This window comes from Enhygromyxa salina, assembly GCF_002994615.1.
In the GTDB taxonomy this organism is placed as follows: Bacteria; Myxococcota_A; Polyangia; order Nannocystales; family Nannocystaceae; genus Plesiocystis; species Plesiocystis salina_A.
The window spans coordinates 29,956-44,480 of record NZ_PVNK01000164.1; the positions used below are offsets into that span (position 1 = coordinate 29,956).

At 72.0% G+C, this 14,525-nt stretch carries 8 protein-coding genes; 5 read left to right on the top strand and 3 right to left on the bottom strand.

What is annotated here, in order from left to right; all coding sequences use genetic code 11:
* The first annotated feature begins 90 nt into the window (after window positions 1-90).
* Complete coding sequence (locus ENSA5_RS17835) at window positions 91-2,394, top strand: bifunctional salicylyl-CoA 5-hydroxylase/oxidoreductase (RefSeq protein WP_106392914.1); 2,304 nt, start codon at window positions 91-93, stop codon at window positions 2,392-2,394.
* 134 nt (window positions 2,395-2,528) lie between these two features.
* Window positions 2,529-5,507: a serine/threonine-protein kinase gene (locus ENSA5_RS17840; RefSeq protein WP_258182898.1), complete on the top strand. Its 2,979-nt coding sequence runs from the start codon at window positions 2,529-2,531 to the stop codon at window positions 5,505-5,507.
* 9 nt (window positions 5,508-5,516) lie between these two features.
* Here the strand turns inward: ENSA5_RS17840 and ENSA5_RS17845 are convergent, their stop codons facing one another.
* On the bottom strand, window positions 5,517-6,443 hold the full coding sequence (locus ENSA5_RS17845; RefSeq protein WP_146155825.1) for a LysR family transcriptional regulator: 927 nt from the start codon (window positions 6,441-6,443) through the stop codon (window positions 5,517-5,519).
* 52 nt (window positions 6,444-6,495) lie between these two features.
* Here ENSA5_RS17845 and ENSA5_RS17850 point away from each other — a divergent pair, with 52 nt between their 5' ends.
* Window positions 6,496-7,461 (top strand): NAD-dependent epimerase/dehydratase family protein, encoded by a 966-nt coding sequence (locus ENSA5_RS17850; RefSeq protein WP_106392883.1) that lies wholly within the window; start codon window positions 6,496-6,498, stop codon window positions 7,459-7,461.
* Window positions 7,462-7,722: 261 nt separating this feature from the next.
* Window positions 7,723-8,538: a hypothetical protein gene (locus tag ENSA5_RS17855; RefSeq protein WP_146155826.1), complete on the top strand. Its 816-nt coding sequence runs from the start codon at window positions 7,723-7,725 to the stop codon at window positions 8,536-8,538.
* Window positions 8,539-8,543: 5 nt separating this feature from the next.
* Here the strand turns inward: ENSA5_RS17855 and ENSA5_RS17860 are convergent, their stop codons facing one another.
* A complete protein-coding gene (locus tag ENSA5_RS17860; protein ID WP_106392885.1) occupies window positions 8,544-9,818 on the bottom strand; it encodes a universal stress protein in 1,275 nt (424 codons plus the stop codon).
* 339 nt (window positions 9,819-10,157) lie between these two features.
* Between ENSA5_RS17860 and ENSA5_RS36065 the strand changes: the two genes are divergently transcribed.
* Complete coding sequence (locus tag ENSA5_RS36065; protein WP_181197871.1) at window positions 10,158-12,446, top strand: phosphatase domain-containing protein; 2,289 nt, start codon at window positions 10,158-10,160, stop codon at window positions 12,444-12,446.
* A gap of 3 nt (window positions 12,447-12,449) precedes the next feature.
* Here the strand turns inward: ENSA5_RS36065 and selB are convergent, their stop codons facing one another.
* Complete coding sequence (selB, locus tag ENSA5_RS17870; RefSeq protein WP_106392886.1) at window positions 12,450-14,498, bottom strand: selenocysteine-specific translation elongation factor; 2,049 nt, start codon at window positions 14,496-14,498, stop codon at window positions 12,450-12,452.
* Window positions 14,499-14,525: the final 27 nt, after the last annotated feature.

Genomic DNA, 14,525 nt, shown 5'->3' on the forward strand with positions numbered 1-14,525 from the left:
GTGAGTGAACTGACGCGCTATCGCTCGTGATCATGCCCGAGCTCTTTTCGCTGGACGGATGCCGGTGTGCCCGTGGCAGACTGCCCGACGATGAACGAAGCGTCTGATCCCGCGAAGGTCGGTATTGTCGGAGGGGGTCCGGCGGGGCTCTATAGCGCGATTCTCCTCCAGAAGGCCCGACCAGGCGCGAACATCACCGTCGTCGAGAAGAACCCGCGCGGGGTGACCTGGGGCTGGGGGGTCGTGTTCTCGGAGGAGACCATGGGCCACTTCGCCGACGCGGACGCCGAGAGCTTCGCGTCGATCTCGGCCGCGTTCGCGCGCTGGGACGCGATCGACGTCCACTTCAAGGATCGCTGCATTACCTCGCGCGGCCACGACTTCGCGGGTATCCGCCGCATGAAGCTGCTCGACATCTTGTCGGCGCGGGCCGAGGAGCTCGGCGTCAAGATCGAGTACGACACCGAGCTCGACGACCTCGATCGCTTCAACGACTGCGGGGTGATCATCGCCGCCGACGGGGTCAACTCGCGGGTCCGCGCGCGCTACGAAGACACCTTCCAGACCAGCATCAGCTCGGGCCGGGCCAAATTCATCTGGCTCGGCAGCGACAAGCTCTGGGACACCTTCACCTTCTTGATCCGCGAGAACGAGCACGGCCTGTTCCAGGTCCACGCCTATCGCTTCGACGTCGACACCAGCACCTTCATCGTCGAGTGCGACGAGCAGACCTGGCGCAACGCCGGGCTCGATCAAGCCGACGAGGCCGCGAGCATCGCCTACTGCGAGCGGCTGTTCGCCAAGGAGCTCGACGGCGCCAGGCTGCTCGGCAACCGCTCGCGCTGGATCTCCTTCCCCGAGCTCAAGTGCGAGCGCTGGTCGCGAGACAACCTGGTCTTGATCGGCGACGCGGCCCACACCGCGCACTTCTCGATCGGCTCGGGCACCAAGCTCGCGATGGAAGACGCGATCCACCTCGTCGAGGCCCTGACCGAGGCTCCCGGGCGCGCGGCGGCCGAGTCGCTGAAGATCTACGAGCAGCGCCGCCGCCTCGACGTCGCCAAGCTCCAGCGCGCCGCCTCGGTCAGCCAGAGGTGGTTTGAGGACATCTCGCGCTACAAGCACTTCGAGCCCGAGCAGTTCGTCGCGAGCATGATGACGCGGAGCAAGCGGGTCACCCACGAGAACCTGCGCATCCGCGACGCCGCCTACGTCGAGCGCCTCGATCGGTGGTTCGCGGCCTCGGTCGGCGAGTCGCTCAGCCCGAGCGAGCCGGTCCCGCCGCCGATGTTTCAGCCCTTCACCCTCAAGGACATGCGCCTCGACAACCGCGTGGTCGTGAGCCCGATGTGCATGTACTCGGCTGAAGACGGCGTGCCCAACGACTGGCACCTCGTCCACATCGGCAGCCGGGCGACGGGCGGGGCCGGGCTGGTCATCTGCGAGATGACGGACGTCTCGCCCGAGGCCCGGATCAGCCCCGGATGCACCGGGCTGTGGAGCCAGGCCCACGCCGACGGGTGGAAGCGCGTCGTCGACTACGTCCACGGCTACAGCCCGGCGAAGATCGGGATCCAGCTCGGTCACGCCGGGCGCAAGGGCGCGACCGAGCTGCTGTGGAAGGGCGCGGGCCCGCTGCCACCCGAGCGCGCCTGGGAGCTGGTCGCGCCCTCGCCACTTGCGTGGAGCGCGAACTCGCAGACGCCCCGGGCGCTGACCCGCGCAGACATGGTCGACATCCGTCAGCAATTTGTGCGCGCGACAAAGCACGCGCTCGCGGCCGGCTTCGATCTGCTCGAGGTCCACGCCGCCCACGGCTACCTGCTCGCCAGCTTCATCTCGCCCCTGACCAACGAGCGCGGCGACGAGTACGGCGGCGCGCTGACCAATCGCATGCGCTTCCCGCTCGAGGTCTTCGACGCGTGCCGCGAGGTCTGGCCGAGCACCAAGCCGATGTCCGTGCGGATCTCGGCGACCGACTGGATGCCCGGCGGGCTGTCGAGCGCCAGCGCCGTCGAGGTCGCGCGCCTGTTCCACGAGCACGGCTGCGACCTCATCGACGTGTCCGCTGGCCAGACCCACCCCGACGGCCAGCCGATCTATGGTCGCATGTTCCAGACGCCATTTTGTGATCGGATTCGGAACGAACTGCGCTCGGTCGCGACAATGGCCGTCGGCAATATTCAGGGTTGGGATCATGTCAATACGATCATCGTCTCGGGTCGCGCGGATCTGTGCGCCCTCGCCCGACCCCACCTCTACGACCCCTACCTGACCCTCCACGCGGCCGCAGAGCAAGGCTGGCACCGCCACGTCAATTGGCCCGATCAGTATCGAGCCGCGATCTCGGTCGCCGATCGCGTCGCGGCCGAACACGAGCGCGGCGACGATTGAGCCCCTCATTGATCTTCGTGTCAGCGAATCTACGCGACATCCTGACATCGCATGTCATCGATTGACAGCGCGAGCGCTAGTCAGATCGAAGGTCGCTGCTATTGTGGTGACCAGCAATGACCCCGCAGTCGACAATGTCCGATCCTGATCGGACGATCCCGGAGAGCGCAAACGCCGCGAACGGTGAGCCTGCGCTCGGGCCCGGGGCGAGGGTCGGCCGCTACCTGATCCTCAACAAGGTCGGCGCCGGGAACATGGGCATCGTGTTCGCGGCCTTCGACCCCGAGCTCGATCGCAAGGTCGCGATCAAGCTCCTGCGCGGCGACGCCCACGGCCACGCCGGTCGGACCCGCCTCCGGCGTGAGGCCCAGGCGCTCGCGCGACTCGGGCACCCCAACGTCGTCGCGGTCCACGACGTCGGCGAGCTCGACGGGCGCGTGTATCTGGTCATGGAATTCGTCGCGGGCGAGGACGTGCGTCGGTGGCAGTCGCGCAGGCCGAGCTGGCGCGAGGTCGTGCGGGTCTACGTTCAGGCCGGCCACGGCCTGGCCGCGGCTCACAGCGCGGGCCTGGTCCACCGCGACTTCAAGCCCGCCAACGTGATGTTCGGCGACGACGACCGGGTCCGGGTCACGGACTTCGGCCTCGCCCGCGCGGCCCCCGAAGCCGACGGACCCTTCGAGCTGGTCGAGTCCTCGTCCGCGCTCGAGCCCCCGCCGCCCGTCCTCTCGCCGCCCGAGTCGAACGCCCACGCGTGGCTCGACCGGCTCCGGCGGACCCGCTTCCGTCGCGCGCCCGCCCCCCCTACGCCCCTGACGAGCCCCAACAGGGACGCCCTGGCCAGCTCGGTCACGCGCGCGGGCGCCCTGGTCGGGACCCCGGCCTACATGGCCCACGAGCAATTCGAGGGCGCGGCGGCCGACGCCCGCAGCGATCAGTTCGCGTTTTGCGTGGCCTTTTACGAGGCGCTCTATGGTCGCAGGCCCTTCGCGGGCGACTCGCTCGACGCGCTGGTCACCGCGCTCGAGCGCAACCAGATCCGTCCCCCGCTGCGCGGCGTCGGGGTGCCCGCGTGGCTCCACGCGGTCCTGATCCGCGGGCTCAACTGCGATCCCGAGCAGCGCTGGCCGACCATGGACGCGCTGCTCGAGGCGATCGAGCGCGCGCCGGTCAAGCGCCGGAGGTGGAAGGCGATCGCGGTCGCGGCCGCGCTGACCACCGCTGGCGCGACCCTCGGCCTGACCCAAGCCGCCGAGCCCGGGGCGTCGGCCGAGGTCTGCAGCGGCGCCGAAGGCAAGCTCGCCGAGGTCTGGAACTCGACCGACCGCGAGCGCATGCGGATCGCGTTCGCGGCCAGCGGGCGCCCCTTCGCGGCCGACACCCTCGCCCGAGTCGAGCGCGAGCTCGACGCCTACACCCGCGCGTGGGCCAGGATGTACGTCGACGCCTGCGAGGCGACCCACCTGCGCTGGGCCCAGTCCGACGCGGTCCTCGATCAACGGATGCGCTGCCTCGAGCGCAACCGTCGCGAGCTCAGCGCGCTGGTCGACGCCCTCGCCGGGGCCAACCCGGACATCGTCGAGCGCGCGGTCGCGGCCGCCGAGGGCCTGACGCCGATCGAGCGCTGCGGGGACGTCGAGGCCCTCGCCAGCGAGCTGCCCGTGCCCCGCGATCACGGCGAGCGCCTGCGCGCGGACGCGATCCGCGACGAGCTGACCGACGCCACCGCGCTCGAGGCCACGGGCCAGGTCGAGGCCGCCGAGAAATTGACCGCGACGCTGCTCGACGAGGCCCTCGCCCTCGGCTACGCGCCGCTGGTCGCCGAGGTCGAGTACCAGCTCGGCGACCTGGTCCGCCACCGCGGCGCGTTCGAGGACGCGCGTGAGCTGCTCGAGTCGGCCTACTACACGGCCCTCGGCGAGGGCCACACGCGGCTCGCCAGCGCGGCCGCGGTCGAGCTGATCGACGTGCTCGGGAGCGGGCTCGCCCAGATCGAGCGCGCCCACGAGTGGCTCCGCAACGCCGAGGCTCTGGCCCAGTCGCTCGGCGGCGACCGCCTCGCCCTCGCCCGCATCGAGCGCTACCGAATGACCCTGCTGATCCAGGGGGGGCGCTACGACGAGGCCCTCGAGGTCGGTCGCGGGGCGCTCGAGGTCATCGAGATCCTCGCCGGCCCCAACAGCTTCGACGCCGCCGCCGTTCACAGCGACCTCGGCGCGACCCTGGTCGAGCTCGGGCGCTTCGCCGCGGCGGAGACCGCGCTACGCCGCGCCGCACAGATCCTCGAGATCCAGCTCGGCGCCGATCATCCCCGGGTCGCGCTGCTGCTCGCCAACCTCGGCGCGGTCCAGTCGATGACCGGGCGCACCGACGACGCGATCGCGACCTACCACCGATCGATCGAGCTGCTGACCCGCGCCTACGGCCCCGACCACCCCGCGCTCGGGGCCCTGCACGTCAACCTCGGGCTCGCGCGCCAGGTCCAAGGTGACGACGAGGCCGCCCTGCGCGAGCTCGACGAGGCCCTGCGCTTGTTCGAGCGAGAGCTCGGCGCGATGCACCCCAAAGTCGCCGCCGCCCTGCGCGGGATCGCCGAGGTCGAGCTCGAGCTCCGCCACGCGCGGTCGGCCGAGGCCGCCGCGCGCCGGTCCCTGTTCGTGCTCGAGAGCAGCCTCGACGCCGACCACCCCGAGCTCAGCCGGGCGCGGGTCTTGCTCGGCCAGACCCTGCTCGCCCAGGGCCGCCACGACGAGGCCGAGGCCGAGCTCCTGCGCGCGCTCGCGGTCCTCGAGGCCGAGGACCCGCCCGACGCCGTCCGCCTGGCGTTTGCGCTTCAGACTCGCGGGCAGCTCGAGCTCGAGCGCGGTCAGCTCGACGCGGCGCGGGTCCTGCTCGAGCGCGCGTTGGTCTGGTGGGAGCCGAGCGACCCCTCGACCGAGCGCGCCCGCGGCCTCGCGGTGACCCGCCTCGCGCTGGCCCGGGCCCTGGTCGAGCTCGACGAGCCCGAGCGCGCGACCGAGCTGGCCCAGCTCGCGCTCGCCGAGCTCGACGAGGGCCCCAACGACGCCCGGCTCCGACGAACAGCTCGGCGCCTGCGTGCGTTGACCAGGTGAAGCGCGCGGTCACGCGTCGGTCGCGACCCGGGCCCGCTCGATCAAAAAATCCCACACGGCCTGGACGCGCGGGACCTCGCGCAGCGCTCGGTGGCCGACGATCCACAGCCCGGCGATCGGCAGCGGCGGCAGGCGCTTGGCCAGGGTCCGCGTGGGCTTCAGCTCGGCGAGGCCGGTCCACGCGAGGAAGGGGCGCGCGAGCACGATCGCGCCGAGACCCGCGTGCGCCGCCCGGATCTGCGCGTCCATCGAGCTGGTCCACAGGACCACGCGCGAGGGATCGACGTGGGTCTCGATCCACTGCGCGTCGGGCAGGCCCGCGAGCTCGGGGCCCCAGGTGATCCAGTCGACGGCGTCGAGGCGCCCGAGCTTGCCGACCTTTGCGGCGAGCTCGGGCGCCGCGGCGATCGTCGATTGGGCCTCGAGCACGCGCAGCGCGACCAGGTCACCGCTGCGTGGCCGAGCGCCGCGCAGGGCGATGTCGGCCTCGCGCCGGGTCAGATCCGCGTAGCCGACCGCGGCGTCGAGCTCGATCGTCAGGCCCGGGTGACGCGCGCGCAGCTCGGGCAGCGCGGGCGCGACGAAGCACGCCGCGATGCCCGGCGGCGCCGTCACCCGCACGCGCCCCTCGGGCTCGGTCTCGCGGCCCTCGACGAGACGCAGCGCGTCGGCGGCCGCGCGCTCCATCGACTCGGCCACGGGCATCAGCTGCTCGGCGAGCTCCGTGGACACGAGGCCCGTCGAAGTGCGGTCGAACAGGTGGAAGCCGAGCGCGGACTCGAGCCCATCGAGGCGACGGCCGACCGTCGAGGTGTTGACGCCGAGCCGAGCTGCGGCCCCGGTCATCGTCCCGGCCCGGACGAGGGCCAAGAACACCTCGAGGTCGTCCCAGCGCAGTCGCTCGGGGGCACCTCGTTTTGCGTTGTTGCTACTCACGATAGCTTTTTTGCATATGGACTTGCGAATACGCAACCATCATCTTGGGCTCATGAACACGCCCCAGCAGTCTGACCCCGCCCCCCTCCACACGATCTTCGGCGCCGGCCAGGTCGGCCCCAAGCTCGCCGACGAGCTGCTCGCGCGTGGCTTTCGGGTTCGCATCGTCCGTCGCGGCGCCGCCGGGGCGCCCCGCCCGAACCTGGTCTGGATGTCCGGCGACCTGACCGATCCACGCTTCGCCGACGAGGCCGCCGCCGGGGCTGCGGTCGTCTACAACTGCGTCAACCCGCCCGACTACGCGCGCTGGCACGGCGTGCTCGAGCCGCTCGCGCGCGGCGTCCGGGCGGCCGCGACGCGGGCCGGGGCGCGGCTGGTCGTGCTCGATTGCCTCTACATGTACGGCAAGCCCGCGAGCTCGCCCTTCAACGAGGACACGCCGATGCGCCCGTGCAGCGCCAAGGGGGAGCTGCGCGCGATGCTGGCCGACGAGCTGTTCGAGGCCCACCGCCGCGGCGAGGTCGAGGTCAGCTGCGGGCGCGCGGCGGACTTCTTCGGGCCCGGGACGCCGTCCTCGGTCGCGCTCAACCCCCGGGCGATCGAGCGCCTGCGCGCGGGTAAGGCGGTCGAGGTATTTGGCGACCCCGATCAGCCGCACGGCTACAGCTACACCCCCGACGTCGCGCGTGCGCTGGCCGAGCTCGGGACCCGGGCGGAGGCTGTCGGCAAAGTGTTCCATCTCCCGCTCGCGTGGTCTGGGACCACCCGGGCGCTGATCGAGCGCGCGGCCGCGTCGCTCGGCATGCCCGGCGCGGTCCGGACGATCCCCAACTGGGCGCTGACGACCGCGGGGGTGTTCTCGCCGATGCTCCGAGCCCTGCGCGAGATGGTCTACCAGTGGGAGCAGCCCTACGTGATCGACGACCGGCGGTTTCGCACGACCTTTGGCGTCGAGGCCACGCCGATCGACGAGGCCCTCGCGGCCACGCTCGGGGATGCGCTCGCGGCCACGGGCTGAGCTGCGCGCGGGGTCTGGTGGCCTCGCTCTTCACCCATGTCGCAGCCACCGAGCCTCTCGCGCAAACTCGCGCGGTCCTGCAAACGGATGGCGCCCCCAACCGCGACGTGTTCGCTACTATCTTCATGATCACTGCTTCTTCGAGGGCCTCTCGATGGTCGACGACTCGCCGCGCGACTTCGTCTTGTTCGGCAGCGGAGTCGTCTCACCATTGCGCAGGCTGTCACTCCGAGGAGCCGCGAGCTGGGTATGATGGCCGCGATGTCGCTTCGGCTCTCATCGCTCCTCCCCCTCGTCCTTTGCGGCGCAGCGCTCACGTCCGCGGGCGCCTGCGACAAGTCGGCCGCGACCGCGGCGCCCGCAGACGCGACCGACGACACCGATCGCCTGACAACCAAGCTGCTCGCCGAGCTCTCGATCGGAGCCCGGGACGCCGCCCTCGCCCTGTGCACGCAAAGCCTCGCCGCCGACCTCGACGAGCGCGAGCTCGCGATCCTCGCCCGGACCCTCGACTGGCTCGGCCCGGTCGCGGCGCTCGAGCGCGAGTCCGAAGACCCGGTCGAAGGCGGCGTCCGTCGCCGCTACCTCGCCCGCTTCGATCGCGGCGAGGTCGGCCTGACGGTCGTCGTGCTCGGCGACAAGATCGAGGGCTTCGAGCTCGACGAGTCCGAGTGGACGGCGCTCGTCGATCGCGCAGCCGAGGCCGCGGCCGGGTCCTTGCGCGTGATCGGGTTTCGCTACCTCGACGCCGAGGGCAACGCCCTCGACGGCCCCCTCGACCCGGCGTCGATCAACTACGAGCTGATGGTCGAGGGCCTCGACGCCCAGCTGCGTGAGCACCACGCCGTGATCGGCAAGACCGTGTTCGACGCCGAGGGCCACGAGGTCTATCGCCAGCGCGAGGACGACGACGTCCGCTTCCCCCAGGCCGAGACCGGCGCGAGCGGTGGCCGCATCACCGGGATGGTCGCGGTGCCCGGGCCCGGGCGCTACGAGCTCGAGCTGCGGATCCGGGATCTGGTCGGCGCCCAGACGATGACCCACCGCGAGTCCTTCGAGGTCTCGCCCTCGCCCTGAGTCATTCAGGCGTAGGCCGCCGCCCGATCGAGCTCCGCAGTGACACCGAAGCCATACTCCGGCACCCACCGCCACGCGCCGACCACCTGCGCGCCACGGTAGTCACGGTAGCCCCGGGTGTCGAAGCCATCGCGCTGGCGCGTCGCTTGCTCGGCCATGCGCGTCAGCGGCCAACGCTCCTTCGGCTCGTCGGAGGGCTCGGCGACCCGGAGGCGCAACGGCGTCTGCTGCCCCTCGGCAGGCAACAGCCCCGCCTGCAGCAGCTGGTCGGGGAACCGGCTGTTCGACAGCATCACCCCCGCCTCGTCGAACGCGTAGGTCTCGAAGCTGGGGAAGGGGCCGGGCTGGCCGAGGATGCGCAAGAAGTCGGTCTCGGCGTCGAAGGCCAGCAGCAACAACCCGCCGTCGCCCCCGACCATCGCCCCCGCGAGGAGGACCAGGCGGTCGAGCTCGACATCGACCGCGAGCGGCAGCGAGGTGCTGCTGCCGTGCTCGTGGACCCGGTCCAGGAACGCCGCGAGGCCCGACCCCAAGCGGGGCATGACCAGACCGCTGCCCCAGCTATGCTCACCGACGGACAGCTGCCAGCCCTGGGCGTGGAGCGCCCACTGATGCTCGTCGAGCGCGACCCGCAGGCGCTGCTCCACCCTCGCGTCGAAGAGCCCGGTGCCGCCCACGCTCGCCGCGGCGTCGCGCACCACCAGCGACTGCGCCACACGGTGGACAGCGTCGGCCATGTGGTCCATCCAGCACCGGACAGCCTCGACCCGCGCCTCTACCGTGGTACGCAACAGGTCGGCTGCGTTCGTATGAGTGAGGCCCCTGGGCGCGGGGGGCGGCGGCGAGGGCATCGACCGCAAGAAGCGTGGCCCGCTGATGACCACCGGGCAGGGCATCTGCCAAACGAGGCGCTCCGCGAAGCCGCGCCACAGCGCCGGCGACAGCCAGCGCCGCGGCGGCTGTTCGGCGACGACCAGGTCGACCTCGTGTTCTGCCACGAACCGGGCGACGATCTGCTCGGGGTCGCCCGCCGCGAGCCGATGTCGGTAGCGGACCTCGGCGCGCGAGGGGACCTGCCGACCCAGCCACGCCTCGTGCGTTCCGCTCATCACCCCGACCGCCGAGTACAGCATCGCCTCGCCGTCGGACCCGGAGAAGGGCACGATGTGAAGAAACAGCAGCACCGCGTTCCCCCGGCAGGCCAGGCGCGTGGCCAGCTCGCGGGTGGAGGGGTGCAACGAGGGTGAGGTCGTGACCAAGACGACGAAGTGCTCTGTCATCGCTCGTCTCCTGATAGGGCGAGCACGCGGCCCCCCTACTCTTTTGGTATTCTAGCCCTAAATCGAGCGAGCGTTTGGGGTGAGTGGAGGGGGCTTCGCCGCCGCAGCGAGGGGCCTTTTGAGAGGCTCCTTGAAGACTAGACCTAAATCGAGCGCTGCGCGCTTGATTTAGGTCTAGCAGCCCGTGGTGCAATGCCTCGTGTCGCCTCGCGCCGGAATTTTTCCCCGAGGGCGCGAAGCCAAAACGCCGCTGTACCGGGCGTACTGCTAGACTCTCTCGAGCCTGAATCGAAGCTCGGGAGCGCGCGGATGAGCGCGAGCTTCGGGTACCCTGCCCCGGTGACCCGCGCGCTGCTGATCACCCAGTGTTTGCAGGAGGACTTCGTCGGGCGCATCGCCGCCCACGCGCCGCTGCCCAACAAGCTCCATGTCGGCGAGGCCGAGGCCCGGCGCCTGCTCGGCGAGGATCCCCAGACGGGCCCCGTCGCCCAGCTCCTGGCCTGGGTCCGCTCGCTGCCCGAGGGCGCGGTCACGCAGCTCCACGTCCGGGACTGGCACGACCCCCAGGACCCGCGCCAGGCCGCCCACCTCGACACCTTCGGAGTCCACTGCGTCGCGGGCAGCCCGGGCGCGCGTCTGCTCGGCGAGCTCGACGAGGAGGTCGAGCGCAACCCGAGCGCGTCCTACATCGACGCGATCGGACTCAACGACTTCGAGGGCACCGATCTCGAGCCCCGGATCCGGGCCGTCCAAGCCGAGGCCGACGGGCCCCTGCGCGTCGCCGTCGTCGGCGTGTGGACCGAGGCCAAGGTCACCTTCTTGCTCTACGACCTGGTCACGCGGCTCGGGCTCACGCAGCTCGCCACCTGCTCGGCGCTGACCGCGAGCTCGTCGCGGGCCAAGCACTTCGCCGCCCTCGAGCAGCTGCGGACGATCCTCGGGGTTCAGATCTGCGACTCGGTCGGGGAGCTGGCGGCGTTCTTGTGTCCGGGGACCGAGGCGCCCTCGCCCCGGCTCCCCGCGCTCGGCCCGGGGCCCGAGATCCGCGGCGCCGACCCTGATCCAGACGACCGCGACCTGCTCGCGTACCTCTACCGAGACAGCGCGCGGCTCGAGCTCACGCCGCTCTCGGGCGGCTTCTCGGGCGCGGCGGTGTTCGCCGTCCGCAGCGAGGACGCGCTCGGCCACCTTCACTCGCCTTCGGTCGCCAAGCTCGGGCCGCGGGGTCTGCTCGCGAAAGAGCGGGTCGCGTTCGAGCGGGTCGAGCCGATCCTGGGCAACGACGCGCCGCGGGTGCTCGGCTACGTCGACCTCGGCGATCGAGCGGGCCTGAAGTACGCCTTCGCGGCCATGGGTCAGGGGGGAGTGCGGACCTTCAAGTCGCTCTACGAGGCGGACGCGCCGGTCGAGCGCCTCGTCCACGCCCTCGATGACGTGTTCGGCGATGTCCTCGGCCGCTTCGAGCGCGCGGCCTTGTACGAGCCGCTGCCGCTCCTGGCCCACTACGGCTTCTCGGTCCGCCACGCGCCGAGCGTGGCCCGCAACGTCGCGGCGATCGTCGGGCCCGAAGCGGCGGCGCGCTCAGCCCTGGTCCGCTTTTACGAGGACGCACTCCCGACGCTGGGGAGCCCGCCCGAGCATCACTTCGTGTCCTTCGTGCACGGCGATCTCAACGGCGCGAACATCCTGCTCGACGAGCGCGACAATGTCTGGCTGATCGACTTCTTCCACGCCGACCGGGCCCACGTGCTCAAGGATCTGGTCAAGCTCGAGAACGACCTCCTGTTCTTGTTCATGCCGCTCGCACACGAGGCCGCGCTCGCCGAGGGCAAGCGCCTCGTCGACGCGCTCGGGGCCGTCGAGGACCTCGCGGCCGAGCTGCCCGAGTCGCCCCCCGGCGTCACCCTCGCCCCGCTCCTGCGCGCGTGGGCGCTGTTGCGGACCCTGCGGGGCTACGTCGCGCGCTACTGCCGCTCCGATCGGGATCCGAGCCAACACCGCGTGGCCGCGCTTCGCTACGCCGCGCACACCTTGAGCTTCGACGAGGCGAGCCCGCTCCAGCGGCGCCTGGCCCTGCACGCCGCAGAGGGCCACGCCCGCGCCGTAGAGGAGTTCTATCGGGCCGCGCGCGCGCTGCGGGTCGACTGGGTCGAGGCGCCCGAGCTCGCGGCGGCGCACGGCGTCGGGCTGACCCTGTGCCCGGGCCGCCGCGACCGCGGCCGCTCGCTCGACGAAGACCTCGCGGTGGTCCACGGCAGCGGAGCGCGGACCCTGGTCAGCCTCCTGCCCGCGAGCGAGCTGGCGTGGGCGGGCGTCGAGGCGCTGCCCGAGGCCGCGCGGGCTGCCGGGCTCAGCTTCCTCGAGCTCGCGATCCCGGATCAGGGGGTCGTCAGCCAGGCCGAGGTCGCGGGCCTGCTCGACGCGATCGAGGCCCATCGGGCGGTCGCGCCGGTCGTGGTCCACTGCATGGGTGGCCTCGGTCGCTCGGGGACCGTGGCGGCCTGCTTGCTCATCCGCCTCGGCGCGACCGCCGACGCGGCCCTCGCCGCGGTCCGTGAGGCCCGGGGGCCGCGCTGTGTCGAGACGCGGGCACAAGAGGACTTCGTGCGGGCCTTCGCCGCGACCTGAGCCTCACGCCTCGCGCTTGGGCCCCGGCAGCCTGCGGTCGCCCTCGCGCCGGGTGACCCCGAGGTGGTCGAGGTGCTCCATGAAGGGGACCGCGAATTTGCGCGACACCCCGCTCATGTCCTTGAGCGCCTGCACGTCGATCTCACCGTGGGCCGCGAGGTGCTCACGAACCCGCACCAGCAGCGAAGCGTGGGCCGCGGCCGCGTAGGACAGATCGTCGCTGACACGGACCAACAAGCCGTTGCGCTGAAGCAGCCCGGCGTACTCGAGCACGCGCTTGGAGTCGAGGTCGAGGCGCTGGCTGATCTGTCGCAAGGTCGGCGGGGTGACGCCGCCCTTGGTGTAGAGATCGAGCATCGCCTGCATGGCCTCGGGCAGCGCGTCGGGATCGAGGCTGCCCTTGCCCGGGCGCGCGAGGCTGCCCGAGCGATCGGCGACGCGCAGCGCCCCGCGCTCGAGCGCGAGCTCGATCGCCGCCCGGGCCAGCTCCGGCGCCGGGTGCCCGGGCAGCGCGGCCTCGAGCGTCGCCCGGGGGACACCCGCGCGCAGCGGCTGCTGCTGGTGATAGCGCTCAGCCTCGGCGATCGCCGCGCGGACGAGCTCGTCGAGCAGCCCGCGCTCGACCCAGCGACCGCCGGCCAACCCGAGCAGCGGCCCCCGGGGTCCCGACAGCCGCGCGAGCAGCTTGCCGGGCTCGGCGATGTTGGCCCGGACCGCGATCGTCTCGGCGTCGGCGCCGACCATGCCCGCGTCGACGACCAGGGCGGTCGCGCGCTCAGCCGGGTCCTCGGACAGCAGCGCCCGCGCGAGGGCCACGCGGCGCAGGGGGTGGCGGCGCTCGGGCAGCGGATCGAGGATCACCCCGCCCCCGACCGTGAGCCCCTCGACGTTGGCGTGGGCGGCCGAGTAGGCCCGCAAGATCACCCGCTGCCCGGCCCAGATCGGCAGCGGCGTGTCGAGGTAGATCCGCACGAGCCCGCGCTGGCCTGGCCCGATCTCCGGCTTGGGCGCGCGCGGGCGAGGATCGAGCAGCACGCCGGTCTCGGGATCCTCGAGCGCGAGCGGGACCAGGTGCGCCGCCGTGCTCGCCGTGCCCGCGCACAGCTGCAAGGAGGTGTCGCGGGCCCAGGGCCGCTGGCCGAAGCCGAGCTGCTCGACGAGCGCGAGCACGCGATCGCTGGCCACGACCTTGTGGCCCTGGCTGATCACGTCGCCGCGCGCGAGCTCGTCGACCGAGACATTGCCGAGGTTGAGCGCCGTACGTGTGCCCGCGCGAGACCGCCGGGCCTCGCCGCCGTGGACCTGCATGCCGCGCAAACGCAGCGAGCGGCGCCGACGACCGTAGCCCGCCGGGATCAGGTCGAGCTCGGGCGCGGACTCGGACTTGTCTTGGGTCGCAGACTTGCCCAGATCGATCTCACCGCTGAGCAGGGTCCCCGTGATCACCGTGCCGTGCCCGCGCATCGTGAACACGCGGTCGATCGGGAGGACCGGGGGGCCCTTGCGCCCGCGCGTGCGGACCTGCCTGGCCAGGCTGGTCAGCGCCGCGCGCAGCTCGGCCATGCCCTGCCCCGAGTGGGCGCTGACCGGGAGGATCGGGGCCTCGGCGAAGGGTCCCTTGGCCAGGGCCTCGCGCACGTCCTCGCACGCGAGCTCGAGCAGCTCCTCGCGCTCGTCGCCGCCCTCGAGGCGGTCGATCTTGGTCAGGGCCACGACCGCGTGGCGGAGCCCGAGCAGCTCGCAGACGTGGAGGTGCTCGCGGGTCTGCGGCATCACACCGTCCTCGGCGGCGATGACCAGCAGCACGGCGTCGATGCCCCCGGCGCCCGCGACCATCGTCCGGACCAGGGCCTCGTGACCGGGCACGTCGACGATCCCGACCTCGAGCTCGTCGCTCGGCTGCCAGCGCGCGAAGCCGAGCTCGATCGTGATCCCGCGCCGCTTCTCCTCGGGCAGGCGGTCGGTGTCGACGCCCGAGAGCGCGCGGACCAGCGAGGTCTTGCCGTGGTCGATGTGCCCGGCGGTGCCGAGGACGAATTGGCGCGCGGCCATGCCGGAGTGTAGCGCGCGGACCGGCCG